We start from the raw sequence: 25,816 nt of genomic DNA, 5'->3' as shown, positions 1-25,816 counted from the left end.
GTCGGGTCAAACGATATTCGCAAAATACGAAATTGAGTCGGTCTGGATTGCGGCCGGCTGACGGCGCGGCTGGTTACGAAGACGAGCCCGCGCCGCCTATGTCGCGATCCTTGCCGGTTCGCTGCCGATTTGCTCGACGCTGCAATGGCCTAACCGAATAGTTCTCATGTCGGCGAGTTCTCGCGCTTCTACTGTGCATGGGGTTGTTTTTCATCTTTGTGGAGAGCGAACAAAACGAAAGGCCCGGTCGCCATCGGCGACCGGGCCTTGTTCGTTCGTGCGGCCTCGCGCGCTTACGCCGCCGTCGAAGCCTTCCGTGCAGCCTTCGCAGCAGCAGCCTCGGCTTCGTCCTTGCGGATCTCGGAGAGCTTCTTCTGGACCTGCTCGGAGAAGATGTACTGCGCCGGGCGCTGCTTCGACATGTCGATCTCCGGCGCCATCGGGCCCGAGGTCTTGATGCCGCGGAGCGACACCCACATCGCCTTGATCGGGTTGTTGAGCGCTGCGGTCGCCGCCGTCGGCTCGTAGCCGCAATGGGCCATACAGTCGGCGCACTTCTCGTACTTGCCGGTGCCGTAGGTCTCCCAGTCGGTCGTGTCCATCAGCTCCTTGAAGGTCTTTGCGTAGCCTTCACCGAGCAGGTAGCAGGGCTTCTGCCAACCGAAGATGTTGCGCGCGGGCATGCCCCACGGCGTGCACTCGTATTCCTGGTTGCCGGCGAGGAAGTCGAGGAACAGGCCGGAATGCATGAAGTTCCACTTCTTGCCCTTGCCCATCGCAAAGACGTCGCGGAACAGCTTCTTGGTCTTGGTGCGGTTGAGGAAGTGCTCCTGGTCCGGCGCGCGCTCATAGGCGTAGCCGGGCGACATCGAGACGCCGACGCCGAGCTCGACCGTGAGGTCCAGGAACTTCGCGATCTCCTCGGCCGGATGGCCGTCGAAGATGGTGGCGTTGACGTTGACGGTGAAGCCGCGCGCCTTCGCCGCCTTGATCGCCGAGACGGCGCGGTCGAACACGCCGACTTGCGACACCGCCTTGTCGTGATGGTCCTTGAGGCCGTCGAGATGCACCGAGAAGAACAGGTAAGGTGAGGGCTCGAACAGGTCGAGCTTCTTCTCGAGCAGCAGCGCGTTGGTGCAGAGCGAGACGAACTTCTTGCGGGCGACGAGGCCGCGCACGATCTCGCCGATCTCCTTGTGGATCAGCGGCTCGCCGCCGGGAATCGCCACCATCGGCGCGCCGCACTCGTCGGCCGCGTCCCAGCACTCCTGTGCGGTCATGCGGCGATTGAGGATCGCATCCGGATAGTCGATCTTGCCGCAGCCGACGCAGGCGAGGTTGCAGCGGAACAGCGGCTCCAGCATCAGCACGAGCGGATAGCGCTTGCGGCCAAGCATTTTCTGCTTGAGCAAATAGCCGCCGATACGCATTTCCTTGAAGAAGGGGATTGCCATTACACGTTTCTTTCTGGGCTTGAAATTCGGGTAGGTCAGCTCGCAGCCAGTTCGGCCGGAAGCCTGAATTCGATGTTTTCCTCGCGGCCCGGGAGCACCGAGACCGTCACCGGTCCGATCCGCCGCAGCGCTTCGATCACGTCATCCACCAGCACTTCGGGCGCCGAGGCGCCGGCCGTGAGGCCGACTGACCTGGCACTCTTCAACCACTCCGGATTGAGCTCGCGGCCATCGGCGATCAGATAACTCGCGACACCGGCCTCAGTGCCGATCTCGCGGAGCCGGTTCGAGTTCGAGCTATTGGCAGCGCCCACCACCAAGATCACGTCGACCAGCTTGCTCAAGTCCCTTACCGCAGATTGGCGGTTCTGTGTCGCATAGCAGATATCCCGGATGTCCGGGCCTTGAATATCTGTAAATTTGGCTTGAAGTGCCTCGATAATGCCCCTGGTATCGTCGACCGACAGGGTGGTCTGGGTGATGTAGGCCACTGGCGTATCTGCCGGCAGCGTCAGGGCCTTGGCCTGTTCGACGCTCTGGACCAGCAGAACGGGGCCTGGAACCTGGCCCATCGTGCCCTCGACCTCGGGGTGGCCGGCATGGCCGATCAGGATCAGGGTACGGCCCTTGGTGATGTAGCGCTTCCCCTGATTGTGAACTTTCGTGACCAGGGGGCAGGTGGCATTCAGCACCGGAAGGTCGCGGGCGGCGGCCTCCTCCTCGACGCTGCGGGCGACGCCATGAGCGCTGAAAACGGTCACCGCCTTCGGCGGAACTTCGGACAGCTCCTCGACGAAGATCGCGCCTTTGCTCTTGAGGCTCTCGACGACGTATTTGTTGTGCACGATCTCGTGGCGAACGTAGACGGGCGGGCCGTATTTCTCCAGCGCCCGCTCCACGATCTCGATTGCGCGTACCACGCCCGCGCAAAAGCCGCGCGGCTGCGCTAGATAAACTTCCATTGGACGCCCATCACGCAAGTTGCACCAATCCGCTTCGTTGCCCCCGGCGGCACCCCTGATAACGGCCAAAGGTGCAATATCCGCACCATTGGTGTCACAGCCACGGTAGCCGCCCACCCCATCGAGGTTCCGGCGCATGCAGGCACAGCACTTTGTGTCAAAAAGTCGGCAACAAGAAAAGGTGGGAATGCGACGCGGTTCCGGATAGGGCCGATTTGAGGTATTATAGTGCTTCATTTCGGATGGGCAAGACGGCGACATTTGTGCTCACCCCTTCGTCACTTTACCGCCTCAACTCCCCGGCTATACCGGCCGCCCCCGCATGATTTTGCCATGGTCCTTCGCCGTTTACCTCGAACCTTGTTCCGGCGAGGACGACCTAAAACGGCAATAGGTTTCGCCAGGGAACTCCGCTAAACAGCGGGCGTTTTCGGCAGGCTGTTAACACTAGAAAGAAAAGATGTGCTGCAAAGCGTAGTCGTTGCCATCGTCAGGGCCTGTACCCGGTTTGCCTCCCTCGTCGTCGTTCTCGGGCTCCTGCTGGCGGTGGGGGCGGGTTATTACACGTCCCGGCACTTCGCCATCAACACCGACATCAATTCGCTGATTGCCCAGAATCTGGACTGGCGCCAGCGCGACCAGCAGTTCGACCGCGCCTTCGACCGCGACGCGACGATTCTCGCGGTGGTCGAGGCGAGCACGCCGGAGATGGCGACCGCAGCTTCGGACGCGCTGTTTGCCAAGCTGAAGGACAACAAGACCGAATTCCAGTCGATGCAGCAGCTCGGCACCGGCGAGTTCTTCGAGAAGAATGGCCTGCTGTTCCTGCCGACCGAGGAAGTCGGCAAGATCACCAGCCAGTTCGAATCCGCCGCGCCCCTGATCGAGATCATGGCCGGCGATCCGTCGATCCGCGGCCTCACCGGCGCCCTGGAGACCGGGCTTGCCGGCGTCAAGCGTGGCCAGGTCAAGCTCGACAGCACCGAGCGGCCGTTCAACCAGATCGCAGAGACGGTCGAGACCGTGCTCAACAAAGGCAATGCGATCTTCTCCTGGCGGGAGCTCGTCAGCGACAAGCCGCTGCAGGACTCGGACAAGCGAGCCTTCATCGAGTTCAAGCCGATCCTCGACTACAACGCGCTGGAGCCCGGCAAGGGTGCGACCGACGCGATCCGCAAGGCCGCGGTCGATCTCGATTTCGCGACGAAATATCAGGCGCGGGTACGGCTGACGGGTCCGGTGCCGATCGCCAACGAGGAATATGCCACCGTCCAGGAGGGCGCTGTCGTCAACGGGGTCGGCACGGTGCTCGTCGTGCTACTGATCCTGTGGCTGGCGCTGCATTCGGCGAAGATCATCTTCGCGGTGTTCGTCAATCTCTTCGTCGGTCTTGCGATCACGACCGCTGCGGGCCTGATGATGGTCGGCTCGCTCAATCTCCTGTCGATCGCATTCGCGGTGCTGTTCGTCGGCCTCGGCGTCGATTTCGGCATTCAGTACAGCGTCCGCTATCGCTCCGAGCGCTACAAGCACAACGACCTTTCGGGGGCGCTCGTGCTGGCGGCGAAGCGATCGGCGGTGCCGCTGTCTCTCGCGGCGATGGCGACCGCGGCGGGCTTTCTTTGCTTCCTGCCGACCGCCTACAAGGGCATCTCGGAACTCGGCCAGATTGCCGGTGTCGGCATGCTCGTGGCCTTCATCTCCTCGATCACCATCCTGCCGGCGCTCCTGAAGCTTCTGAACCCGCCCGGTGAGAAGGAGCCGGTCGGCTACGCCTTCCTGGCACCGCTCGATCATTTCCTGGAGAAGCACCGTGTGCTGGTCGTCGGCGGCACGCTGCTGCTGGCGGTCGCCGGCCTGCCGCTGCTCTACTTCATGAAGTTCGACTTCAACCCGATGAACCTGCGCAACCCGAAGGCCGAGTCGATCGCGACCTTCCTCGACCTGCGAAAGGATCCGAACACCGGCGCCAATGCGATCAACGTGATGACCACGTCTGAAGAGCAGGCCAAGCAGGTCGAAGCGAAGCTGGAAAAGGTGCCGGAGGTGTTGCGCGTGATGTCGCTCGACAGCTTCGTGCCGGAGGACCAGCAGCCTAAGCTGAAGCTGATCGCGCAGGGTGCCAAGATCCTGAATCCCGCGCTCAACCCGGATCAGGTCGATGCCGCGCCATCGGACCAGGAGAATGTCGAATCGCTGAAGTCCTCGGTCGACAATCTGCGCCGCACCGCAGGCGATGCGAAGGGGCCGGGTGCGGTCGCCTCGCGCCGCCTTGCCGACGCGCTGGAGAAGCTTGCCAATTCGGATGAAGCGACCCGCAACAAGGCGCAGGACGTGTTCGTGACGCCGATGAAGATCGTGTTCGATCAGCTCAGGAACGCGATGCAGGCCGAGCCGGTCACGCTGAAGTCACTGCCGCCGGATCTCGTCAGCGCCTGGAGGAGCAAGGACGGAATCATCCGCGTCGAGGCTCAGCCGAAGGGCGATCCCAACGACAACGATACGCTGCGCAAGTTTGCGGCAGCCGTGCTCGAGGCCGAGCCGACCGCGATCGGCGGTCCGGTTTCGATCCTGAAATCCGGCGACACCGTGGTAAATGCATTCATTCATGCCGGCATCTATGCGTTGCTGGTGATCGGCCTGTTGCTGTGGATCACGCTGCGCCGCATCGTCGACGTGCTGATGACTCTGGTGCCGCTCCTCGTTGCGGGCGCGGTGACGCTCGAAATCTGCGTGTTGATCGGCCTGCCGCTCAACTTCGCCAACATCGTCGCGTTCCCGCTGCTGCTCGGCGTCGGTGTCGCGTTCAAGATCTATTACGTCGTGGCGTGGCGCTCCGGCAGGACAAACCTGCTTCAGACCAGCCTGACGCGGGCGATCTTCTTCAGCGCGCTGACGACGGCGACCGCGTTCGGCAGCCTGTGGCTGTCGAGCCATCCCGGCACGTCCAGCATGGGCAAGTTGCTCGCACTCTCGCTGGTGACGACGCTTGCCGCAGTGCTGTTGTTCCAGCCGGCCCTAATGGGCAAACCCCGCAATCTCAGGGAGTAGACAGATGTCGCCGACGGGATCGGCGGCACCTTTCTGACCGGGTTTGGCCGCGGCGGCGCCTTTCGAAGCTGCCGTCGTCGGCGCTGGTGCTGCGACACCGTGTGCCGGCGCGGTCTTGGGCGCAGCACCTGTCGTTTTGGGCGCACTCTTGGCCATGGCGTTGGCAGTGCTCGGGGGGATCGGCGGACCGACGCGGGTCCAGGTCTCTCCGCCGCACAGGAAGCCCAGCACGCAGCCCTTGATCTCGAGTTGGTCGGTGCCGACAGGCGTGATGGTCGCACTATACATCTGACCATCCTTCGCGTTGTAGACCTGACCTTCCCACTGCTCGGCGCCGGCGGTCTTCTTCATGTTGATCAGGGTCGCCATGCCCAGTGTCGGCCTGTTCTTTTTTGAGACATCCGGGTTGTTCTCGTCGCGCCCTCCGGGCTGTTTTTCCCAGGAAACCGCGCCCCACATGCTGCCATTGCATTGGGCGACGCGAATGTTGGCAACGCCATCGGCGACCCGCCAGTCGCCGGTGGGATCGGCGGCGAGCGCCGGTGTCAGGCCGGCGTAACTGCCTGCCAGTATTATTCCGGTGTAAAGGGCCAAACGCATGAGTGTTCCTTGGCAGTGCAACATGGTCTAAAGCTGTGCTTGCGAAGATGGTCCGAAAAAGGGCAAAAGGCCGCACAGACCCTTTTCCGTTTGCTGACCGTTTTCAGTTGACGAAGCGGCCCTCAACCGAAGTATGTAGCGGATGAACAGTCCAAATCCAGACATGTCCCAGCTGTTCGCGGACCGTCAGGCCCAGCGCAGCACCCTGCATAATCGGTACCTGAACGAGCAGTTCGTCCGGGTTCTCAAGACCATCGGCTACGACGTCGGCTTCCAGAAGGGGCAGGGGCAGTACCTCTACGATCGAGAGGGCGCGCGCTATCTCGACCTGTTGTCCGGCTTTGGCGTGTTCGCGATCGGGCGTAACCATCCGGTCATGCGCGATGCGCTGAAAAGCGTGCTCGACGCCGATCTGCCCAATCTCGTCCAGTTCGACGTCTCGACGCTGGCCGGCGTGCTCGCCGAGCGGCTGTTGAAATACGTTCCCTACCTCGACAAGGCCTTCTTCGCCAATTCCGGCGCCGAATGCGTCGAGGCCGCGATCAAGTTCGCGCGCGGGGCTACGGGCCGTCCCGGTATCGTGTACTGCGCGCACGGCTATCACGGCCTGACCTATGGCGCGCTGTCGCTGACCGGAGATTCGAACTTCCGTACCGGCTTCGAGCCGTTGCTGCCGGGATGTACCCCGGTTCCGTTCAACGATCTCGCCGCGCTCGAGAAAGCGCTGGCCTCGCGGGAGGTCGCCGCCTTCGTCGTCGAGCCCATCCAGGGCAAGGGCGTCAACATGCCCTCCGACGAATTCCTGCCGGGCGCGGCCGCGCTCTGCAAGAAGTACGGCACGCTGTTCGTCGCCGACGAGATCCAGACCGGCATGGGCCGCACCGGCCGCTTCCTCGCGGTCGAGCACTGGAACGTCGAGCCCGACATGGTGCTGCTGTCGAAGTCGCTCTCGGGCGGCCATGTGCCAGTCGGTGCCGTGCTGACGCGCAAGAGCATCTTCGACAAGATCTTCAACCAGATGGACCGCGCCGTGGTGCACGGTTCGACCTTCTCCAAGAACGACCTCGCGATGGCGGCGGGCATCGCCACGCTCGACGTGATGGAATCGGAGAAGCTGATCGAGGCCGCCGCCAAGCGTGGCGCCGAGCTTCGCCTCGCGCTGACGCGCATGGTGCCCGGCTACGAACTGATGAAAGAAGTCCGCGGCAAGGGCCTGATGATCGGCATCGAGTTCGGACCGCCGAAATCGCTCCGCCTGCGGGCGTCCTGGAACGTGCTCGAGGCCGCCAACAAGGGCCTGTTCTGCCAGCTCATCACCGTGCCGCTATTCAAGGATCACAAGATCCTGACACAGGTCGCCGGTCACGGTAGCCACACGATCAAGCTGCTGCCGCCGCTCACCATCACCGAAGAAGACTGCAACTGGATCGAGCGAGCCTTCGACGACGTCATCGCCGGCAGCCACAAGGTCCCTGGCGCGATCTGGTCGCTCGGCAAGACGCTGGTGGACAACGCTGTGCGGCGGTCGGCGTGATATCGCCGAGGTATCTCGGCACTCATGGTGTGAGATAAAGCTACCCTTCCACATTCGCCTTCATCGCTGCCTCGAACTTGTCGACGAACTCGGTGAGCTCGTCGCCGCCGATGTCGCTGACGGCCCAGAAGTTCAGGCCGCGCTCGCCCCAGCGGCGGCAGTTGAAGCCTTGCATGGTCTGCGTCTTCGGCGGCCGATGCTCGGTGCTGGCGGTCTGCGCCACGAACAGATTGATGATGTGCTGCCGGCGCTTGTAGACCACCGCTCCGATGGCGCGCGCATCGACATAGTCGAGCCGGCCGCCGACCAGCGTGAATCCTTGCGCGGTGAGGTCGATCACGGGCGGCGCCACGTCGAGCTTGCCGTTGAACCAGGGCTTCACCGTGTGCTGGTCGGTCGAGACGACGTCGATGAGATGGCCGGCCTGGAGCGAGCGCAGATGCGCTGAAACGATCTCCGAGAGGATGCGCTGCTGATCGTCCTGGCGCAGCACCACGGCGACGACGCCAGAGGCGGCGAGCGCCGAGACGGCCGAGCCCATCGCGAACCCGCGCAGCACCGAGCGGCGGCTCGGCTGCGGCCGCGCCTGCGGCATCGACGCCTCGATGCGGGCGCGCAAGGCTGCGGGCGCGCTGTAGCGCAGGTTGCTGTCGGCCAGCACGCGCTTCATCTCGCGCTGCGCCGCGAACTCGGCGGCACAAGCCGGGCAGCTGTCGATATGGGCTTCGACCTCGCGCGCGTGGCCGGCATCAAGCTCGTTGTCGAGCAGCGCGTGAAGCAGGATCTTTGCTTCGTCGCAGGTCATTTCGAGTGCTCCTCTTCCGCCATCCAGGCCGCGCGCAGCATGGCGCGGGCCCGGGCAAGGCGGGACATCACGGTGCCGACGGGGGCACCGACGGCTTCTGCAATTTCACGATAGGACAGGTTGTTGATCTCCCGCAGCACGAAGGTTTCCTTGAACGGCTCGGCGAGCGCGTCGATCATCTTGCGGATGGCGCCGGCTTCGCGGTTGCGCAACACTTCGGTCTCCGGGCTCGCCTCGTTCTCCTGCCACATCGGCGTCTGGTCGGTTGCGCCGGGCGTGTCCTCGATCGCGGCATGCGAATGCGCGCGCCTGGCATATTCGGCGTTGCAGACATTGCGCAGGATCGCCAACAGCCACGGCTTCATGGCCGGGCCGCGATAGCTGTCAAAGTGCTTCAGCGCGCGCAGATAGCATTCCTGCACCGCGTCCTCCGCGTCGGAGGCGTCGCGCAGCAAATAACGTGCGAGCGTGTAGACGTCGTCGAGATAGGGCAGGGCCGCCTCGCGGAAGCGCTGGGCCTTCTGGAAATCGTCGCTGACGGGCATCGCCTCTCGCTTTGCCTCTTGCTGCGTTTGGTACGCCGTTTCGCCTTGGGGCCTGACCGAAGGCACGCGAGCCCGGCCGGCGTGGGACCACCGGCCGGGCAAGACAGAGATGCCTTGGTTGGAGACGTTACTCAACCTTGATCATCCCGGTCATGTGCGGGTGCAACGAACAAAAATATTTGTAGTCGCCCGCATCGGTGAAGGTGAACGTGAACTTGTCGTCAGTGTCCAGGGCCTTGGACCTGAACTTGCCGGCCGACACCACGGTGTGGGGAATGTCGTCCCGGTTGGTCCAGGTCACGGTCGTGCCGACCTTGATCGTGAGCTCCGGCGGCTGGAAGACGAAATTGTCGATATGCACCTCCATGTTGGTGTCGTCGGCACGGGCGGTGGTGACGGGCAGCAGGATGGCCGCGGCCACCGCAACCCCGAAGTCGCGGCGATTGAGTGTCTTCATTGTCAGCGTCCGTTCAACCTTGGATCAACCCTGGAGCGGCGTGTCGATGATGGCGAGCCGCTGCTCGTTCTGCTTGAAGTTGATGCTGGCAACCCCGAGCATCGAGCGGAGCTTGGTGTCCTCGACCTTCATCGGTCCGGGCGAGGAGGCTGTGCCCGGCGCCGGTTGCGGGAACGCGGTCGAGCGTGCGGTGTGGAAGGTGACGTTGCCCTCGACCTTCTGCATCACCTGGTGGATGTGGCCGTTGAGCACGGTGACCGAGCCAAAGCCCTTGACGTATTCGAGCGCGCGGCCGCCGTCCTCGGTGCCCCAGCCCCATTCCGGATAGACCGTCCAGAGCGGAATGTGCGCGAACAGCACGATCGGCGTCGATTTCGACTTGCCGCGGAGATCGTCCTCGAGCCAGGCGAGCTGCTCCGCGCCGAGATTGCCGAGACCGCCGGCCTTGAGGTCGACGACGTTGACGAGGCCGACGAAGTGCACACCGCCGGCGTCGAAGGAGTACCAGCCCGCGCCCTTGGTGCCGCGGCCGTATCGCTCGCGATAAAACTTCACCTCTTCGTCGAGGAAGTCGTGCTCGCCGGGGACGTAGTGCACGTCCAGCTTGGACTGCGAGATGATGCGATCGGCATTGTCGAACTCGGCGGCCTTGGACAGATGGGTAATGTCGCCGGTGTGGATCATGAACGACGGCTTGGCCGGCATCGCATTGATCTTGTTGACGGCCTCCTCCAGCGTGCCGAGTGCATTGGGGTTCGCCGGCTTGTCGAAGCCGACATGGCTGTCGCTGATCTGGAGGAAGGTCATGCCAGGCGCGGCGGCGGTGGCGGCTTCAGCTGAATCGATGATGCCGAGCGAGCGCGGCACGCCGCCCGTGATGGTCCAGAGCACGCCGGTGCCGGCCCATGTCATGCATTCCAGCACCTTGCGGCGGCTGACGCCGTCGTCCCCGTGATCGTGTCCGCTCATCGCGCGTCTCCTTTGGCCCGGAATTGGGCTTCGGGGAGGTGATCGGGGGTGGGGCCGGTTTATTCGTGGGGGGCGATGACGTTTTCGTGAGGCGGGGTCACATACACCGAGCGCGGGATAACGGAGGTTGACGGGGATCTACGCCGAAAATTCCCGGACCGCCCGGACCACCAAGGATGGGGCTTCCTGTACGACGCAGTGGCCGGCACCTTCGAAGGTGAGCGTCTGGGCGTGCGGGATCAGCGCCACGGCGCGTGAGGCCATCTCCTTGTAGATCGGCCACGACGCCTCGGCGGTCGTCACCATCACGGGGCATGCGATCTCACTGAACCAGGCAAAGGGATTGCCGCGCGCGTCGCCGACATAGACCTGCTCCATCACTTCGTAGATCGGACGCAGCATCGCCGACTCGGTCTCGGGCGTACAGCAGAGCCGCACACGGCCATTGTCGAGCTGCGTAAAGCCGTGCCGGACATAGGCCCAGAGTGAAGCCTCGGTCCAATCCGCAAAGGCGGGCGCCCCGCGATAGCGTTCGACGACGGCGTCGCGACTGTCGAACTCCGCTTGCCTGCGCAATGCGCCCTGCACGCGGGACAGCGATTGCGCGCTCAGTGTTGCGGAAGGATCGTGCGTCGCGTGCGGGTTCATCGCCGTCGGCTCCATCACGAAGAGGCGCGTGAAGCATTTCGGCAGCATCTTTGCCGCCAGCAACAGATCGGTTGCGCCTGCGCTGTGGCCGATGCCGTAGACGCCGCGCAGGCCCAGCGCGTCGACCACCCGGCAGACATCATCGGCATAGTCTGCAAAGTGATAGGTGGCGGGCTTGTGGCTGGCGCCATGGCCGCGGCGATCGAGAGCATAGACGGTGTGCGTCGATGCGAGTTCGCGCGCAACCTCGTCCCAGACGTCGGCAACGAAGCCGGTGCCGTGCACGAGCAGGGCGGGCGGCTTGCAGCTCTCGCCCCATTGCACCATGGCGATCGCTGCGCCGGCGGGCCCGATGGAAAAGCGCTGAGGCATCATGGCGGCGGGATGCTACTTCGCATCCTCCAGAATCATGGTCGCACCCTTCTCGGCGATCATCGCGGTCGGCGTGTTGGTATTGCCCGAGGTGATCGTCGGCATGATCGAGGCATCGACGATGCGAAGACCGTTGAGGCCATAGAAACGCAGGCGCTCGTCGACCACTGCCATGGGATCGCTCACCGCGCCCATCTTGGCCGTGCCGACGGGATGGAAGATCGTGGTGCCGATATCGCCGGCGGCCTTTGCGAGCGAGGCGTCGTCGTCGCCGACGGTGGGGCCGGGCAGATATTCGCTCGGGCGATATTTCGCGAGCGCCTTCTGCTGCATCAGGCGGCGGGTGGTGCGGATGGCGTCGGCGCCGACCTGGCGGTCGTCATCGGTCGAAAGGTAGTTCGGCGCGATGATCGGCTTCTCGTCGGGCGTGGCCGAGCGCAGCCGCACAGTGCCGCGCGACGTCGGCTGGAGATTGCAGGCGCTGACGGTGATCGCAGGGAAGCGGTGCAGAGGATCGCCGAACTTGTCGAGCGACAACGGCTGCACGTGGAACTGGATGTTGGCGCGCGCACGCGTCGCATCGGAACGCGTGAAGATGCCGAGTTGCGACGGTGCCATGGTCAGCGGGCCGCGGCGGCGGAAGGCGTAATCGAGGCCCATCAGGCCGCGCCGGAACAGATTGTAATAGGTCTCGTTCAGCGTGCGCACGCCCTCGACCTTGTAGATTGCGCGCTGCTGGAGATGGTCCTGCAAATTGCGCCCGACGCCGGGCTTGTCCATGACGATGTCGATACCGAGTGGCGACAGCCAATCGGCCGGACCGATGCCGGAGCGATGCAGCACTTGCACCGAGCCGATCGAGCCGGCCGACAGAATCACCTCGCGCTTTGCTCGCGCCTCGACGATCTCGCCGTTCTGGATGAAGCGCACGCCGACGGCGCGGCCCTGCTCGACGATCAGACGGTCGACCAGCACGTTTTTCTCGAGCCGCAGATTGGGACGGCCCAGCGCGGGCTTGAGAAAGCCGCGCGCCGACGACCAGCGCCGGCCGCGCTTCTGATTGACGTGGAAGTAGCTCGTGCCTTCGTTGTCGCCGGTGTTGAAGTCGGGGATCCGCTTGATGCCCATCTCTTCTGCAGCGTCGCCGACGGCATCGAGAACGTCCCACGACAGACGCGGCGCCTCGATGCGCCAGCCACCGCCGGCGCCGTGATGCTCGCTTGCGCCCAGGAAGTGATCCTCGAGCCTTTTGAACAGCGGCAGCACATCATCGTAGCCCCAGCCGGTCATGCCGAGCTGACGCCAGTGATCGTAGTCGGCGGCCTGGCCGCGCATCGAGATCATGGCGTTGATCGCCGAGCAGCCGCCGATCACCTTGCCTCTGGGATAGGCGAGCGCGCGGCCGTTCAGGCCCGGCTCGGCCTCGGTCTTGAACATCCAGTCCGAGCGCGGATTGCCAATGGCGAAGAGATAGCCGACCGGAATATGGAACCAGATCCAGTTGTCGTCGCCGCCGGCCTCGAGAATGAGGACGCGGTTCTTGGGCTCGGCCGATAGCCGGTTGGCAATGATGCAGCCCGCCGTGCCGGCGCCTACCACGATGTAGTCAAATTCACCTTCGAGGCGTCTTGGCATTTTGCTTCCACCCAAACAGGCGTCAGGCCCGAGCTTGTCCGGGCATCCACGCGCTTTCCGCCCTAATAGTCAGACGTGGATGGCCAAGACAAGCTGGCGACAAGCCCGGCCATGCCCAGAGGACAGAGCTACCCTCGATCTGCGGGAGTTAGGTGGACTGGCGCTTGCATGGTAGAGAGTCCTGTATTTTCAACAGAACTCGGACCCTCCATGCCCATCGTGAACCGCGTCGCCGACCTTCAACCCGATATTCAGGCTTGGCGGCGGGACATCCACCAGCATCCTGAACTGCTGTATGACGTCCACCGCACTGCAGCATTCGTTGCGGACCGGCTTCGCGAGTTTGGCTGCGACGAGGTCGTTACCGGCATCGGCCAGACCGGCGTGGTCGGCGTGATCAAGGGCAACAAGCCCGCTGGCGAAGGGCTCAAGGCGATCGGCTTGCGCGCCGACATGGACGCGCTGCCCGTCGAAGAGCAGACCAACCTGCCTTACGCCTCGAAGACTCCGGGCAAGATGCACGCCTGCGGCCATGACGGTCATACCGCGATGCTGCTCGGCGCCGCGCGCTACCTCGCAGAAACCCGCAACTTCGCCGGCGACGCGATCGTGATCTTCCAGCCGGCCGAGGAGGGCGGCGCCGGCGGCGCGGCCATGGTCAAGGACGGCATGATGGAGCGCTTCGGCATCGACCAAGTCTACGGCATGCACAACGGTCCCGGCATTCCGATCGGCTCGTTCGCGATCCGGCCGGGCCCCATCATGGCGGCAACCGACGAGGTCGACATCAAGATCGAGGGGCTCGGCGGCCACGCCGCGCGTCCGCACAAGTGCATCGATTCGGTTCTGGTCGGCGCCCAGGTGATCACCGCGTTGCAGTCGATCGTCGCGCGCAGCGTCGATCCGCTGGAATCGGCCGTGATCTCGATCTGCGAATTCCACGCCGGCAATGCCCGCAACGTCATCCCGCAGACGGCGGAGTTGCGTGGAACCATTCGCACGCTGTCGCCGGAGGTACGCAAGCTGGTCGAGAAGCGGGTGCACGAAGTGGTGGCGGGCGTGGCGCAGATCACCGGCGCCAAGATCGATCTGCACTACAAGCGCAACTATCCAGTCGTGAACAACCACGCCGCGGAGACCGAAGTGGCGATGCGCATCGCCAAACAGGTCGCGGGCGATGCCAATGTGCACGAGATGTCGCCGCTGATGGGCGGCGAGGATTTTGCCTACATGCTGGAAGCGCGTCCCGGCGCGTTCATCTTCTGCGGCAATGGCGATAGCGCAGGCCTGCATCACCCCGCCTACAATTTCAACGACGAGGCGATCGTGTTCGGCACGTCCTACTGGGTCAAACTGGTCGAGGAACAGCTCGCAGCGTCGTGACATGCCAAGGCGAAAGCGCAAACGAAAAAAGGCCCGTGCATCGCACGGGCCTTCTTTTTTGGTGTCGTCTCGCGGATCAGAAGATGTGCGAGAACAGATAATAGAGCACACCCGAGATCAGCATCGCGGCCGGCAGGGTCAGCACCCAGGCCATGGCGATGTTGCGGATCGTGGCCCATTGCAGGCCCGAGCCGTTGGCGGCCATGGCACCGGCGATGCCTGATGACAGCACGTGGGTGGTCGAGACCGGCAGGCCGTAGACATCGGCGGCGGCGATGGTGGCGGCCGCGGTGATCTCGGCGCAGGCTCCTTGCGCGTAGGTCAGGTGGGTCTTGCCGATCTTCTCGCCGACGGTGACGACGATGCGCTTCCAGCCGACCATGGTGCCGAGGCCAAGCGCGATGGCAACCGCGATCTTCACCCAGCCAGGGATGAACTTCGTGGCGCTGTCGAGCGAGCTCTTATAGGCGTTGAGCACGGTGACGTCGGCGGCACCGAGCTCGGCTTCCTTGTCCTTCACCAGGAAGCGGAGCGCTTCCGAGACCAGGTACATGTCGTTGCGGGTGTTGCCGACGAGTTCGGCCGGCACCTTGGCGAGCGAGCCGTAGGTGGTCACCTGCTTGGAGATGTCGCGCACGAGCACGGCGAGCGACGGGAACGTGCCTTCGTTGACCTCGTGCTGAGCGACATAGTTGGTGACGGCCGGGCGCGGATTGCCGATCACGCTGTAGCCGGCGGCCTTGCCCTCGATGATCTTGCTGGCAGCCTCCGAGTTCTGGCTGAACGCGGCGATCTGGCTCTCGGGCAGCGCACGGTTGAGCGCGTAGGCGGTCGGCACGGTGCCGATCAGGATCAGCATGATCAGGCCCATGCCCTTCTGACCGTCATTGGAGCCGTGGAAGAAGCTCACCAGCGTGCAGGTGAGGATCAGGATGCCGCGGATCCACAACGGCGGCGGCTGGTCGCCCTTCGGCTCGCCGAACAGAGCGGGCGTGGCACGCAGCAGCACGGTGCGGAGGATCAGCAGCAGGCCGGCGGCGAGCGCGAAACCGAACAGCGGCGACAACAGCAGCGCCTTGCCGATGTTGGTGGCCTGGCTCCAGTCGACGCCCGAGGTGCCGCTGCGGCCATGCAGGACCGCGTTCATGATACCGACGCCCATGATCGAGCCGATCAGGGTGTGCGAGCTCGAGGCCGGCAGGCCAAAGTACCAGGTGCCGACGTTCCAGATGATGGCGGCGATCAGCAATGCGAACACCATGGCGAAGCCGGCGCTGGAGCCGACCTGGAGGATCAGCTCGACCGGCAGCAGCGAGACGATGCCGAACGCGACCGCGCCCGAGGACAGGAGCACGCCGAACAGATTGAACATGCCGGACCACACCACGGCGACGTGGGCGGGCAGCGAGCGGGTGTAGATCACGGTCGCGACCGCGTTGGCGGTGTCGTGGAAGCCGTTCACGAACTCGAAGCCGAGTGCGATCAGGAGTGCGACGAAGAGCAGGAGGAAGGGAGCCAAGGTCTTGACCTGCGCGCCGGTGGCATCCACGTCGACCCAGATGGCGTAGGCGACGAACAGCAGCGCAGCGGCGATCACCCCCATGTAGATCACGCCGGTGAGCGGATGGAATCCGCGATTGAGGTCCGGTCCCTTACTCAAGGCCGGCTCAATGGAGCCCGGCAAAGCAACGTCACTCATTGGAATTCTCCTGTCCCAAGGCTCCGATTTTGCGCGCGGCATGTGACAGGCGGTTGAAATGGCTGGAGGCAGTTGAAATCACGTGCGTGCTCCACGACTCGTCGTCGTGCATCGGCGCCGTCTCAGGCGGCGCGCGGTGCTTTCTTCTGCAACGCCGCGGCGATCTTCAGGTCTTCGACAAAGCGCTGATACTCGAGCACCTTGGCTTCCGGATCGGGCAGTCGCAGCAGGTAGGACGGATGCACCGTCACGAGAGCTCTGCGTCCTTCAGGGAGGTCTATGAGCCGGCCGCGGGTCTTGCCGATGGGCGTGATCTTGCCGAATACACTCTGTGCGGCGGTCGCGCCCATCGCCACGATCAACTCGGGCTGGATTGCCGACACTTCACGCTCATACCATTGCCGGCACGCCTTGATCTCCGGCGTTGCCGGTTTCTGATGCAAACGGATCTTGCCGCGCGGCACGAATTTGAAGTGCTTCACCGCGTTGGTGACATAGACCTTCTTGCGATCGACGCCGGCTTCCGCGAGCGCTCGGTCGAGCACCTGGCCGGCCGGGCCGACGAAGGGATGACCGGCAAGGTCCTCCTTGTCGCCGGGCTGCTCGCCGACCAGCATGATGGTGGCGTCCTTCGGTCCCTCACCGAACACAGTCTGCGTCGCGTCCTTGTAGAGCGGGCAGGCGCGGCAATGGGCGGCCTCCTCGCGAAGCGTTTCGAGATCGTCGGCAGCGGACTTGCGTTTCATCGGAGCCTCCGGCCGCTTCTGGGGCTTGTGCGGATCGGTTGCGGCATTGGCGATCATAGCACCGGTCATGCGCTCGGCGTCCTCGATCAGGGGCTTAATGATCGAGGCTTCGGGCAGGTTCCTCCAGTATTTCTTCGGCATCTCCGTCTGCATCGCCTTCACCTTGAGCCGCGCCGGATTGAAGATGCTGGCGTAGTAGCGCCGCCATGTCTCCTCCAGCCGGTCTTCGCTCGGTGCCTCGCTCTTGCTCACGCCCGGTGTGAACGAGAGCGCGTGACCGTCCCAATGCGCGCAGAGATCGGGCGTCAGGATCGACCACGGCATGTCGGCAAAGCGTTTGGCGAAGAATGGGGCTGCGAGCTCGACGATGTGATGTTCCGGCTCGAACCAGGCGACGTAATGCGCCGCGCGTTCGCGGCCGATCTCGCGAAAGCGCACGAAGGCATGCATCTTGTGCTCGTCGCGATGGACCGCGCGCGCCATCGCCGTGACCAGCGCGACGTCGGGATCGGTCGCGACCTCGATGAGATCGTGGTTGTCCCTCAGCCGCCAGAGCAGGCGATAGAGGATCGCAAAACGCTCGCCGTCGCGATGCAGGATTGCCGCTTTCGCGAGGTCGATGAATTTGGCCGGCACGTTGAACGTGCCGTCGTTCGTCTCGAGGATCGGAGACGGCGAAGGCGGTGCAAACAATTCGGCGTCGCCTCCTTGCACGACCCAGGTGACATCGGCGGGCTGCACGTGATGAAGCACGAGGCTGCGCGCGGCTTTGCGCCAGCCGTCGAAATCGGTTTCGCTGTCGAGGGTGATATATTGCATCAGAAGCCAAACCCCAGTTGCGTTGCCTTCGGCTTGAACCGTTCGATCAGCCCGGCAGCATCGAGACGATGCGGCGCGGGACGATGATCGCTGAGGACGATGAACGGCAGCGCCTTGTTGCGGGGCACGTGCAGCCGCGCGAGATCGGAGAGGCGGATCGTGGTGGTGCGCCGCGTCGCGATGATGCGCTCGACCGCCTTGGTGCCGAAGCCCGGCACGCGCAACAGCTCCTCGCGGCTGGCGCGGTTGACGTCGAGCGGGAAACGGTCGCGATGGCGCAGGGCCCAGGCCAGCTTCGGGTCGATGTCGAGCGGAAGCATCGCGCTGTCGTCGACGATTTCGCCGACATCGAAGCCGTAGAAGCGCATCAGCCAGTCGGCCTGGTAGAGCCGGTGCTCGCGCAGCAGTGGCGGCTGGACCAGAGGCAACGCGCGGCTGGCATCCGGGATGGGGCTGAAGGCGGAGTAATAGACGCGCCGCAGCCGGTAGGAGCCGTAGAGATTGGCGCTTGTATGGAGAATGGTGTGATCGTTCGCGCTGTCGGCGCCAACGATCATCTGCGTGCTTTGGCCGGCCGGCGCGAAACGTGGCGGCTTTACTTTCGTCGTCTTCGCTACGCGGTCTTCCTCGGCCTCGTCGAGCTTCAGACGCAGCCGGCCCATGGTGCGACGGATCGCACGCACGTCCTTTTCCGGCGCGAATTGCCGAAGGCTCGCCGCCTCGGGCATTTCGATGTTGATGGAGAGACGATCGGCATATTTGCCGGCTTCGGTGATCAGCGCGTCATCGGCTTCCGGAATGGTCTTGAGATGGATGTAGCCGCGGAAGTGATGCTCCTCGCGCAGCTTTCGCGCGACGCTCACCACTTGCTCCATGGTGTAGTCGGGGCTGCGGATGATGCCGGAGGAGAGGAACAGTCCCTCGATGTAATTGCGCCGGTAGAAGTCGAGCGTGAGCTTGACCACCTCGTCGATGGTGAAGCGGGCGCGCGGCACGTTGGAGGAGGCGCGGTTGACGCAATAGAGGCAATCGTAATTGCAGGCGTTGGTCAGCAGCACCTTGAGCAGCGAAATGCAACGTCCGTCCGGCGCGTAGGAATGGCAGATGCCCATGCCGGGCGCGGTCGAGCCCATGCCCTTGCCGTCGCTGGAATCCCGCTTCTCGGTGCCGCTGGAAGCGCAGGAGGCGTCGTACTTGGCGGCATCTGCGAGAATCTCCAGCTTGCGGTGCACGTCCATTATTGAATCCCTTTGATTTCGCTGATGAATCCGACAGGACGCCAATTCGGTTGACTCCCGGAGCATCGTTAGCTTTATATTAGAACATATCATGAACAAATGAGCCAGCCGCTGGTTCTCTTTTTGAGAGTCATCGGCAATCACCTCTGAAGGAGCGGCGAGCATGAGCGGCGCACGCAGAAGCGCGCTTGCGACCTTGCGCAGCCAGATCGAACGGATCGAGACGGCGGAGGTCGTGCATCATCAGGACCGTGTCGTGCTCGGTCACGGCGAAGTCGATCGCGCCTTGAAAGGTGGGCTCGCGCGTGCGGCAATCCACGAGGTGTTTTGCGAGGGGCGCCAAGGCGCGGCCGCGACCGGTTTTGTCACCGGGCTTGCGGGTCGCATCACGGCGCAGCGGCCGCTGCTGTGGGTGCGGCAGGATTTCTCGGAACTTGAAACCGGCGCGCTGTCGATGAGCGGGCTCGCCGAGCTCGGCCTCGATCCGCGCCGTATCGTAATGGTGCGTGCCGCCGACGTGGAGAGTGCACTGCGCACCTCGGCCGATGCGCTCGCCTGCGATGCGCTGGGTGCCGTCGTGCTCGAGCTCTGGGGCGAGACCAGGCAGTTCGATCTGGTGGCGAGTCGCAAGCTGACGCTGGCCGCGCAGGGTTCCGGCGTCACCGGTCTGTTGCTGCGGATGGCGGCGCAACCTTTGCCCTCGACCGCGGAGACGCGGTGGATGCTGCGCGCGGCGCATTCGCCGCCGGGGCCAGCCTGGAGTGCCTGGGGCGCGCCGCGCTTCGATGTCGAGCTGCTGCGTAATCGTCACGGCCCGTGTGGCCGGTGGATCATGGAATGGAAGTGTGATGAGTGCCAGTTCAGTGAACCGTCGACGTATTCTCAGCCTGTGGCTGCCGCGCCTGCCCATCGACCGGATCCAGCGGTTCTTCAACAGCGCCGGGCTGGGTAAGGCCAATGATCCCAGCATCGTCGTCATCAAGAACAACAACGCGCTGGTGATCCATGCGTTGGACGAGGCCGCCGAGCGGCTCGGACTTTACATCGGCCAGCCGCTCGCCAATGCGCGGGCGGTGTGTCCGGATTTAAAAGTGTTCGACGCCGATGTCGTGGCCGACGCGAAAACGCTGAGCGATATCGCCGATTGGTGCGATCGCTTCACCCCGCTGGTGGCGTTCGATGCGCCGCATGGATTGTTCCTGGACATCACTGGCTGCGCGCATTTGTTCGGCGGCGAGGCTGCACTGTTGCAGACACTGGTCCGGGCGCTCGACCGTCAGGGCTTTGCCGTCAGCGCGGCGATTGCCGGCACTTCGGTCTGCGCGCGCACGCTGACGCGACAGGCCACGGGCAACATCGTCGCCGATGGCGGCGAGGCGGCGGCGATCGACCGGTTTCCGGTGTCCGCGCTCGGTGCGGACGAGACCATCACCACCGGCCTGCGCCGCGCCGGCCTGAAGACCATCGGCGATGTCGCATCGCGCAGCGCCTCCGAAATCACGGCGCGGTTCGGCGCGCGGTTCTCCACGCTGCTCGCGCATGCGCTGGGACAGGGCGATGCGCCGATCAGCCCGCGCAAGCCGCTGCCCGATTACATCGTGGAGAAGCGCTTTGCCGAGCCGATCGCGACCGACACCATGATCGCGATGACGCTGTCGCGACTGGCTGATACGTTGATCGCCTCCATGGAGAAGCAGGGCAAGGGCGCGCGCCGGCTGGAGGCCGCGTTCTTCCGCACCGACGGCGTGGTGCGCGCGATCATGGTCGAGACTGGACGTCCGGTGACGCGGAGCGCCGTGATCGACCGGCTGTTCCGCGAGCGGCTCGATGCGCTCGCCGATCCGCTCGATCCCGGTTTCGGCTTCGACATGGTGCGCTTGTCGGCGAGCCACACCGAGGTCGTGGTGCAGGAGCAGCGCGATCTCGACGCCCATGTTCACGACAATGACGAACTCGCCGCACTGATCGACCGCATTGCCGCGCGGATCGGAGGAAAGCGCGTCGTCGTGCATCTACCTGAGGATACCCATGTCCCCGAACAGGCGGTGCTGGCCGCGCCGGCGCAGCATCATCTCGCCGTCGCCATGCAGGCCCAGTGGCCTGCTCGTGCCGAAGGTGAACCGCCGCTGCGTCCCCTCAGGCTGTTCGATAAGCCGGAGCCGGTCACCGTGCCGTTCGCGACCGTGCCTGACGGGCCGCCGCATCAATTCACCTGGCGCCGCGCGAAACATGCGGTGGTGCGGGTGGAAGGGCCCGAGCGCATCGCCATGGAATGGTGGCGGCAGGACGGCAAGCAGCTGACGCGGGATTATTTCCGCATCGAGGATGCCGAAGGCCTGCGCTTCTGGATCTTTCGGGACGGTCTTTACGAGGGAGAGGTGTTCGATGCCGACGGCAAGCCCACGCCACCCAACTGGTATGTCCACGGTCTCTTCGCATGAACGCGCCTGCTTATGCCGAGATCGGCATCACCACGAATTTCTCCTTCTTGCGCGGCGGCTCGGATCCGCGCGCCTATGTGCATCAGGCCAGCAAGCTCGGCATTCCCGTGATCGGCATCGCCGATCGCAACACGCTCGCCGGCGTGGTGCGGGCCTGGAAGGAGCTCGACAATGACAAGGTGCTTCACAAGCCAAAGCTGCTGATCGGCGCGCGCATCGTCTTCATCGACGGCACGCCCGACATTTTCGTCTATCCGCGCGATCGCGCCGCCTATGGCCGGCTGTGCCAGCTTCTGACCCGGGGCAAGCGCGGCGACGACATCACGCGGATCGAGAAGGGCGAATGCCATCTCGGCTTTGCCGATCTGCTGGAGTTCGTGGAAGGCCAGCTCCTGGTCCTGACGCTGCCGCACCGGTTCGATGACGCGCAAGCGTTGGATATTCTTGGAAAGCTCAAAGCAAGCCGCGCCGAAGGCGTGTGGCTGGCAGCGAGCCTGATCTATCGTGGCGATGACCGCCGCCGCCTGGCACGGCTCGACGATCTCGCCGCAACAGCAAGAGTGCCGCTGCTCGCGACCAACGAGGTGCTCTATCACCACCCCGGCCGCCGTCCTTTGCAGGACGTGCTGACCTGCATTCGCGAAAAGACCACGATCGAGACGATCGGACGCAAGCTGGAAGCCAATGCCGAGCGCTTTCTGAAGACGCCCCGCGAAATGGCGCGGCTGTTCCGCGATTTCCCTGATGCGATCGCGGAGACCATGCGCTTTGCGGGCAGGATCGGCTTCTCGCTCGATCAACTCAAGTACCAGTATCCTGACGAGCCGGTGCCGCCGGGCAAGAGCGCGCAGGGGCATCTGGAGGACCTGACCTGGGCCGGCGTCGACAAATATTTCGGTGGCAAGATCGATGACAAGCTGCGCGCCACGCTGAAGAAGGAGCTCGCGCTGATATCAGAGCTGAAATACGCGCACTACTTTCTCACTGTGCACGACATCGTCCACTACGCCCGCAGCCAGAACATTTTGTGCCAGGGACGGGGATCGGCGGCGAATTCGGCCGTGTGCTACGTGCTCGGCATCACCTCGGTCGACCCGACCAAGGTCGATCTGCTGTTCGAGCGCTTCATCTCCAAGGAGCGGCTGGAGCCGCCCGACATCGATGTCGATTTCGAGCATTCGCGGCGCGAAGAGGTGATGCAATATGTCTATCGTCGCTACGGCCGCCACCGGGCTGCGATCATCGCCACGGTTATCCATTATCGTCCGCGCAGCGCCATCCGCGATGTCGGCAAGGCGCTCGGCCTGACCGAGGACGTCACCGCGGCGCTCGCCGATACCGTCTGGGGTAGTTGGGGCAAGGGTCTCAACGACATGCAGGTCCGGCAGGCCGGGCTCGATCCCCAGAATCCCATGATCAACCTTGCGGTCGAGCTTGCGACCGAGCTCATCGAATTCCCGCGCCATCTCTCCCAGCATGTCGGCGGCTATGTGCTGACGCAGGATCGGCTCGACACCTATGTGCCGATCGGCAACGCCGCGATGGACGACCGCACCTTCATCGAATGGGACAAGGACGACGTCGACGCGCTCAGCATGATGAAGGTCGACGTGCTCGCGCTGGGCATGCTGACCTGCATCAGGAAATGTTTCGATCTGATCGACCATCACAAGGGCGAGCGTTGGGTTCTGGCGACCGTCCCGCAGGATGATCCCAGGGTTTACGATATGTTGTGTGCCGGCGAGTCGCTCGGGGTCTTCCAGGTCGAGAGCCGCGCCCAGATGAACATGCTGCCGCGCCTGAAGCCGCGGACCTTCTACGATCTCGTCATCGAAGTCGCGATCGTGCGGCCGGGGCCGATCCAGGGCGACATGGTGCATCCTTACTTGAGGCGGCGGAACAATCTGGAGAAGGTGACCTATCCCTCGCCATCGCCCGAGCACGGTCCCGCGGACGAGCTCTACAAGGTGCTGCACAAGACCAAGGGCGTGCCCCTGTTTCAGGAACAGGCAATGCGCATCGCGATCGAGGCGGCAAAATTCACCCCCGAGGAAGCCAACGGCCTGCGCCGTTCGATGGCGACTTTCCGCAATGTCGGCACCATCGGCCAATACGAGGAGAAGCTGATCGGCAACATGGTCGCGCGCGGCTATGATGCCAACTTCGCCAGAAGCTGCTTTGACCAGATCAAGGGCTTTGGCTCCTACGGTTTTCCGGAGAGCCATGCTGCGAGTTTTGCCCAGCTCGTCTACATCTCGTCATGGCTGAAATATCATCACCCCGACGCCTTCTGCTGTGGCCTGTTGAACTCCCAGCCGATGGGCTTTTACGCCCCGGCGCAGATCGTCGGCGATGCCCGCAAGAACGGCGTCGAGGTGCGCGAAATCGACGTGTCCTACAGCTTCGCGCAGAACACGCTGGAGAACACGGACGGCAGATATTGTGCCGTTCGCCTGGGCTTCCGTCAGATCGACGGTTTTCATTGGCTCGATGAGGATGAAGAGAGGCTGAAGCAAATTCAGTCGTCATTCCGGGGCGCGCCGACAGGCGCGAGCCCGGAATCGATACTCCCGATGGTGGTTATGGATTCCGGGCTCGACGCTGGCGCGTCGCCCCGGAATGACAAAAAAGAAGACTGGGCCGACCGTATCATCGCCGCTCGCGACCGCCGCCCCTTCACCTCGCTCGAAGACTTCGCCCGCGACACCGGCCTGCCCAAGCGCGCGCTGATCCTGCTGGCGGATGCGGATGCCTTCCGCTCGCTCGGGCTCGATCGCCGCGAGGCGCTGTGGCAGGTGCGGCGGCTGCCCGACGACGTCGCGCTGCCGCTGTTTGAAGCAGCCACCGCCCGCGAGCAACCGGACGAGCACGCGCAGCCGTTGCCAATGATGCCGCGTCCCGAACAGGTCGTCGCCGACTACCAGACCATCCGTCTGTCACTCAAAGGCCATCCGATGGAATTCCTGCGCGAGATGTTTTCGCGCGAGCGGATCGTCGCCTGCAAGGAGATCAGCCACGAGAACGAACGGCGCCGCGCCCGCTGCGCCGGCGTGGTGCTGGTGCGGCAGCGGCCGGGCAGCGCCAGCGGCGTCGTGTTCATGACGCTGGAAGACGAGACCGGCATTGCCAATGTCGTGGTGTGGCCCAAGGTCATGGAGCAGTATCGGAAAGAGGTGATGGGCGCGCGCCTCATCGAGGTTCAAGGCTATATCCAGAGCAGCCCCGAGAAGGTGACGCATCTGATCGCGCAGCGCATGATCGACCGTTCGCACGATCTGGTTGGCCTTGCCAATGATGTTCTGAGCCGCAAGCCTCCGGTGCCGGCAGGCGCCACGGTCGTCGAGCCGCTCAATGACGATCGTCGCGACCACGCGGATATGCCGGCGCAAAAAATTCGCCATCCCCGCAACGTCCGCATACTGCCGCCGTCGCGGGATTTCCATTGAGGCTTGATCCATGCGCGCAAGTCTCTCCCCGTCACCCTGACGTGGCGGCTCCTTCAGCGGCCCTCGAAGGCGACGGCCCGACTGCCAGCTTGGCTGCTCATCCTTCGAGGCTCGGCTTGCGATGCATGCGCATCGCAAACCTCGCACCTCAGGATGACGGAACAGACAGGAGCACGCGCTAGAAATTCACCCGGTTCGAGATCGCACCATCCACGACGAGATTGGCGCCGGTCGTGAACGACGATGCCGGGCTCGCCAGAAACACCGCGGCGTTCGCGATCTCCTGTGGCGTTGCCATGCGTCCCGTCGGATTGCGCTTCATCGCGTCGTTGTAGCGTTCAGGCATGTTCTGCTCGATCATGTTCCAGACGCCGCCCTTGAAATAGACGGTGCCGGGCGACACGACATTCACGCGGATCTTCTTCTTCGCATATTGCCGCGCCAGGCCCTTGGCCATGTGGATCAGCGCCGCCTTGATCGGGCCGTAGGAACTGGCGAGATCGGCCTGTGCCGCCGCGATCGAGGAGATGATGATGAAGGCGGCATCGCCGTTCTTTTCGCCGCTGGCCTCGAGGAAGGGCCGCGCCGCGTCGAACGCATGCACGGCCCCGAGCACGTCGAGCCGGAAGTTCTGTTCCCACGATGCCGGATCATGGCCTTGCGCCATCGCGCCGGCGTTGGCGAAAACCAGGTCTACTCCTCCGAATTCCTTCGCAGTGCCCTCGACCCACGCCTTCAGAGCAGCGCCGTCGGTGACGTCGACCGTGCCGCCGGTGGCGCGGATGCCGCTCGCCTTGAGTTCAGCAACGGTGGCCGCAACTTGCTCCGCGTTACGCGCGCACACCGCGACATTGCTGCCTTCACCGGCCAGCGTTGCTGCGATTGCCCGCCCGATGCCGCGGGTGCCGCCGAGCACGATGGCGTTCTTGCCTTTGAGACCGAGATCCATTGTTTGGGTTTTCCTTTTTGTTGGTCGTACGGAGTGTAGCCGCGGAGGCGGAGAAAGTCCTCC

General features: G+C 64.0%; 19 protein-coding genes. 6 read left to right on the top strand and 13 right to left on the bottom strand.

The features are described from left to right. Nucleotides 1–293: 293 nt before the first annotated feature. Both hpnH and ispH read right to left on the bottom strand, forming a co-directional pair. Entirely contained in the window at nt 294–1,454 is a 1,161-nt protein-coding gene (gene hpnH, locus XH90_RS24430) for an adenosyl-hopene transferase HpnH (protein WP_194476865.1), read from the bottom strand. Between the two features lie 35 nt (nt 1,455–1,489). Then, nucleotides 1,490–2,416: a 4-hydroxy-3-methylbut-2-enyl diphosphate reductase gene (gene ispH / locus XH90_RS24425; protein WP_194482791.1), complete on the bottom strand. Its 927-nt coding sequence runs from the start codon at nt 2,414–2,416 to the stop codon at nt 1,490–1,492. A gap of 462 nt (nt 2,417–2,878) precedes the next feature. Here ispH and XH90_RS24420 point away from each other — a divergent pair, with 462 nt between their 5' ends. Further along, nucleotides 2,879–5,467 (top strand): MMPL family transporter, encoded by a 2,589-nt coding sequence (locus tag XH90_RS24420; RefSeq protein WP_194476864.1) that lies wholly within the window; start codon nt 2,879–2,881, stop codon nt 5,465–5,467. Here the strand turns inward: XH90_RS24420 and XH90_RS24415 are convergent. Next, entirely contained in the window at nt 5,435–6,067 is a 633-nt protein-coding gene (locus XH90_RS24415) for a DUF2147 domain-containing protein (RefSeq protein WP_194476863.1), read from the bottom strand. The genes XH90_RS24420 and XH90_RS24415 overlap by 33 nt on opposite strands. A gap of 142 nt (nt 6,068–6,209) precedes the next feature. Here XH90_RS24415 and hpnO point away from each other — a divergent pair, with 142 nt between their 5' ends. Next, nucleotides 6,210–7,601, top strand: a complete 1,392-nt coding sequence (gene hpnO, locus XH90_RS24410; protein ID WP_194476862.1) for an aminobacteriohopanetriol synthase HpnO — start codon at nt 6,210–6,212, stop codon at nt 7,599–7,601. Between the two features lie 40 nt (nt 7,602–7,641). On the opposite strand, the gene XH90_RS24405 is transcribed toward hpnO, so the two are convergent. From XH90_RS24405 to XH90_RS24380, 6 genes are all read right to left on the bottom strand, one after another. Next, entirely contained in the window at nt 7,642–8,406 is a 765-nt protein-coding gene (locus XH90_RS24405; protein WP_194476861.1) for an anti-sigma factor, read from the bottom strand. Continuing rightward, nucleotides 8,403–8,951, bottom strand: coding sequence for a sigma-70 family RNA polymerase sigma factor (locus XH90_RS24400; protein ID WP_194476860.1), 549 nt, complete (start codon nt 8,949–8,951; stop codon nt 8,403–8,405). Before XH90_RS24400 ends, XH90_RS24405 begins: the two co-directional genes overlap by 4 nt. Nucleotides 8,952–9,078: 127 nt before the next feature. Next, the gene (locus tag XH90_RS24395; RefSeq protein WP_194476859.1) at nt 9,079–9,408 is read right to left on the bottom strand and encodes a cupredoxin family copper-binding protein; all 330 of its coding nucleotides are present in this window, start codon (nt 9,406–9,408) and stop codon (nt 9,079–9,081) included. 24 nt (nt 9,409–9,432) lie between these two features. Further along, nucleotides 9,433–10,377, bottom strand: a complete 945-nt coding sequence (locus tag XH90_RS24390) for a metallophosphoesterase (protein WP_194476858.1) — start codon at nt 10,375–10,377, stop codon at nt 9,433–9,435. 138 nt (nt 10,378–10,515) lie between these two features. Beyond that, nucleotides 10,516–11,400, bottom strand: a complete 885-nt coding sequence (locus XH90_RS24385) for an alpha/beta fold hydrolase (protein ID WP_194476857.1) — start codon at nt 11,398–11,400, stop codon at nt 10,516–10,518. Between the two features lie 12 nt (nt 11,401–11,412). After that, complete coding sequence (locus XH90_RS24380; RefSeq protein WP_194476856.1) at nt 11,413–13,032, bottom strand: GMC family oxidoreductase; 1,620 nt, start codon at nt 13,030–13,032, stop codon at nt 11,413–11,415. 210 nt (nt 13,033–13,242) lie between these two features. On the opposite strand from XH90_RS24380, the gene XH90_RS24375 reads away from it, so the two are divergent. After that, entirely contained in the window at nt 13,243–14,415 is a 1,173-nt protein-coding gene (locus tag XH90_RS24375) for a M20 aminoacylase family protein (RefSeq protein WP_194476855.1), read from the top strand. Nucleotides 14,416–14,491: 76 nt separating this feature from the next. On the opposite strand, the gene XH90_RS24370 is transcribed toward XH90_RS24375, so the two are convergent. The 3 genes from XH90_RS24370 to XH90_RS24360 all read right to left on the bottom strand — a co-directional run bounded on the left by XH90_RS24370 (nt 14,492) and on the right by XH90_RS24360 (nt 18,917). Then, entirely contained in the window at nt 14,492–16,114 is a 1,623-nt protein-coding gene (locus XH90_RS24370) for an inorganic phosphate transporter (RefSeq protein WP_194476854.1), read from the bottom strand. Between the two features lie 122 nt (nt 16,115–16,236). Beyond that, nucleotides 16,237–17,679, bottom strand: coding sequence for a UdgX family uracil-DNA binding protein (locus tag XH90_RS24365; protein ID WP_194476853.1), 1,443 nt, complete (start codon nt 17,677–17,679; stop codon nt 16,237–16,239). Then, on the bottom strand, nt 17,679–18,917 hold the full coding sequence (locus XH90_RS24360; protein ID WP_194476852.1) for a putative DNA modification/repair radical SAM protein: 1,239 nt from the start codon (nt 18,915–18,917) through the stop codon (nt 17,679–17,681). Before XH90_RS24360 ends, XH90_RS24365 begins: the two co-directional genes overlap by 1 nt. A 163-nt stretch (nt 18,918–19,080) precedes the next feature. On the opposite strand from XH90_RS24360, the gene XH90_RS24355 reads away from it, so the two are divergent. From XH90_RS24355 to XH90_RS24345, 3 genes are read left to right on the top strand one after another with little or no spacing between them, the layout of a single operon-like run. Next, nucleotides 19,081–19,869: an ImuA family protein gene (locus XH90_RS24355; protein WP_194476851.1), complete on the top strand. Its 789-nt coding sequence runs from the start codon at nt 19,081–19,083 to the stop codon at nt 19,867–19,869. After that, complete coding sequence (locus XH90_RS24350) at nt 19,766–21,358, top strand: DNA polymerase Y family protein (protein WP_194476850.1); 1,593 nt, start codon at nt 19,766–19,768, stop codon at nt 21,356–21,358. Before XH90_RS24355 ends, XH90_RS24350 begins: the two co-directional genes overlap by 104 nt. Continuing rightward, nucleotides 21,355–24,804 (top strand): error-prone DNA polymerase, encoded by a 3,450-nt coding sequence (locus XH90_RS24345; protein WP_194476849.1) that lies wholly within the window; start codon nt 21,355–21,357, stop codon nt 24,802–24,804. Before XH90_RS24350 ends, XH90_RS24345 begins: the two co-directional genes overlap by 4 nt. A 178-nt stretch (nt 24,805–24,982) precedes the next feature. Here the strand turns inward: XH90_RS24345 and XH90_RS24340 are convergent, their stop codons facing one another. Next, nucleotides 24,983–25,753: an SDR family NAD(P)-dependent oxidoreductase gene (locus XH90_RS24340; RefSeq protein WP_194476848.1), complete on the bottom strand. Its 771-nt coding sequence runs from the start codon at nt 25,751–25,753 to the stop codon at nt 24,983–24,985. Nucleotides 25,754–25,816: the final 63 nt, after the last annotated feature.

The organism is Bradyrhizobium sp. CCBAU 53338 (assembly GCF_015291665.1).
Taxonomy (GTDB): Bacteria; Pseudomonadota; Alphaproteobacteria; order Rhizobiales; family Xanthobacteraceae; genus Bradyrhizobium.
Note: the sequence above shows the minus strand (reverse complement) of the source record. Positions and strands in the feature narration are given on the sequence as shown.

Bases quoted from the DNA above. Each gene is read 5' to 3' on its own strand.
- ispH (WP_194482791.1), bottom strand. From the start codon at position 2,416: ATGGAAGTTTATCTAGCGCAGCCGCGCGGCTTTTGCGCGGGCGTGGTA.
- XH90_RS24385 (WP_194476857.1), bottom strand. From the start codon at position 11,400: ATGATGCCTCAGCGCTTTTCCATCGGGCCCGCCGGCGCAGCGATCGCC.
- XH90_RS24405 (WP_194476861.1), bottom strand. From the start codon at position 8,406: ATGACCTGCGACGAAGCAAAGATCCTGCTTCACGCGCTGCTCGACAAC.
- XH90_RS24360 (WP_194476852.1), bottom strand. From the start codon at position 18,917: ATGGACGTGCACCGCAAGCTGGAGATTCTCGCAGATGCCGCCAAGTAC.
- XH90_RS24400 (WP_194476860.1), bottom strand. From the start codon at position 8,951: ATGCCCGTCAGCGACGATTTCCAGAAGGCCCAGCGCTTCCGCGAGGCG.
- XH90_RS24365 (WP_194476853.1), bottom strand. From the start codon at position 17,679: ATGCAATATATCACCCTCGACAGCGAAACCGATTTCGACGGCTGGCGC.
- XH90_RS24370 (WP_194476854.1), bottom strand. From the start codon at position 16,114: ATGAGTGACGTTGCTTTGCCGGGCTCCATTGAGCCGGCCTTGAGTAAG.
- XH90_RS24340 (WP_194476848.1), bottom strand. From the start codon at position 25,753: ATGGATCTCGGTCTCAAAGGCAAGAACGCCATCGTGCTCGGCGGCACC.
- hpnO (WP_194476862.1), top strand. From the start codon at position 6,210: ATGAACAGTCCAAATCCAGACATGTCCCAGCTGTTCGCGGACCGTCAG.
- XH90_RS24415 (WP_194476863.1), bottom strand. From the start codon at position 6,067: ATGCGTTTGGCCCTTTACACCGGAATAATACTGGCAGGCAGTTACGCC.
- XH90_RS24350 (WP_194476850.1), top strand. From the start codon at position 19,766: ATGAGTGCCAGTTCAGTGAACCGTCGACGTATTCTCAGCCTGTGGCTG.
- XH90_RS24375 (WP_194476855.1), top strand. From the start codon at position 13,243: ATGCCCATCGTGAACCGCGTCGCCGACCTTCAACCCGATATTCAGGCT.
- XH90_RS24390 (WP_194476858.1), bottom strand. From the start codon at position 10,377: ATGAGCGGACACGATCACGGGGACGACGGCGTCAGCCGCCGCAAGGTG.
- hpnH (WP_194476865.1), bottom strand. From the start codon at position 1,454: ATGGCAATCCCCTTCTTCAAGGAAATGCGTATCGGCGGCTATTTGCTC.
- XH90_RS24395 (WP_194476859.1), bottom strand. From the start codon at position 9,408: ATGAAGACACTCAATCGCCGCGACTTCGGGGTTGCGGTGGCCGCGGCC.
- XH90_RS24380 (WP_194476856.1), bottom strand. From the start codon at position 13,032: ATGCCAAGACGCCTCGAAGGTGAATTTGACTACATCGTGGTAGGCGCC.
- XH90_RS24345 (WP_194476849.1), top strand. From the start codon at position 21,355: ATGAACGCGCCTGCTTATGCCGAGATCGGCATCACCACGAATTTCTCC.
- XH90_RS24355 (WP_194476851.1), top strand. From the start codon at position 19,081: ATGAGCGGCGCACGCAGAAGCGCGCTTGCGACCTTGCGCAGCCAGATC.